Below are 1523 nucleotides of genomic sequence, written 5' to 3'. Positions count from 1 at the left end.
GCCGGCGTCCGCCAGCCGAGGACCTTGCGGGGCCGGTTGTTGATCGCCATGGCGACGGCTTCGAGGTCCGTGGACGACCAGCGGGAGAGATCAGTGCCCTTCGGGAAGTACTGACGCAGTAGCCCGTTCGTGTTCTCGTTCGTCGGTCGTTGCCAGGGCGAGTGTGGATCGGCGAAGAACACCTTCGTCCCGGTATCGAGAGCGAACTGGGCAGGACCGGAGAGTTCCTTCCCGCGGTCCCAGGTGAGGGTCTTGCGTAGCTGCTCGGGCAGCTGCCTCATCGACGTGGTGAGCGCCGCGTTCATCGCGATCGCGCCATAGCCCCCGAGCGAGGGGCCGTTCTTCACGGGCGGACTCTCGCCCCAGCCCTCGAGCCGGGGCAGGTGCACCAGGAGCGTGGAGCGGCTGCAGCGCTCGACAAGCGTGCCGATCGCGGAGCGGCCCGTCCCGATGATCAAATCTCCTTCCCAGTGTCCGGGGACCGCGCGGTCTGCGGCCTCGGCGGGGCGTTCGCTGAGGATGACGTCCGCGGTGACATGCCCCTGCGGTTTGTTCTGCGACCGTGCGCGGGGAGTCCGCAGGGCTCGGCCGGTGCGCAGGCACGTGACCAGTTCCCGCTTGAGTGCACCACGGCTTTCGATGAACAGCGCCTGGTAGATCGCTTCGTGGCTGATGCGCATGGACTCATCATCGGGGAAGTCGACAGGGAGACGGTGCGAGATCTGCTCCGGGCTCCATGCCGTCGCCCACCGCCTGTCCTGGCGATGCGGCTTGTTCAGCCCTTTCCACCCAGGCGTCTCAGGCCCGGCGACGATCATGCCGTCGGGGCGACGGACGCTGCCGGCGAGCCGCTCCTGCACGTACTCACGCAACCTGTCGTCGCCTGCGAGCTTCGCGGTCTTCGGGCGCCTGGCGGCCTGCTGCGCTTTCCACTGGGCGACCGTCGCGCGGTACTCCTGCTTGCCGCTGCGCGTGGCGGCGTTGCGGCGCAGTTCGCGAGAGATCGTTGCGGGGTCACGCCCCAGGGCACGGGCGATCTCGCGCACGCCCTTGTTCATCGCCCTGAGGATCGCGATCTCCTCGCGCTCCTCGAACGCGAGGTACCGGCCCGTGGGCTCGGCCAACGAGATCGGAGGCATGCCGCCAGCGTGACGAAACCGCCTCGCACCCACCGGCCACGACACGCCGACCGCCAACGACGCCTCCACCGTCGTGACCCCCGTGGCGATCAGCCGCCAGAACTGGCGCTGCACGACTCGCGACGGATCAGGCCGCCCCGGCGAACGCATCGCCGGCCGCAACGCACGATCAGCACGCCACTGCCGACGCAAACCCTCCGGAACATCGCTGGTCTTCAAACTCCAGTCCGCCGTGGCCACGCCTCACACCTCCGAGATCAAAGTGTTGCGACGACCGGTTGAATCCACCTTGGCAGCCGCGGTCGGAGTGAAAGATCACCGGGCCGGAGGGGCGGCGGGTGTGGCAGGCGGCTGTGAGGGCGTCGGCGACGAGTTCGGTTCGCA

At 68.6% G+C, this 1523-nt stretch carries 1 protein-coding gene; it reads right to left on the bottom strand.

From position 1 onward, the window contains the following. The coding region (locus ACZ50K_RS37885; RefSeq protein WP_468912033.1) for an IS30 family transposase at window positions 1–1358 on the bottom strand (1358 nt) is incomplete at its 3' end. Between the last annotated feature and the right edge of the window lie 165 nt (window positions 1359–1523).

The sequence above is a fragment of the Streptomyces sp. NPDC033845 genome, assembly GCF_055576225.1.
The sequence above is the reverse complement of the archived record's forward strand: the minus strand, read 5'-3'. Positions and strand labels throughout refer to the sequence as shown.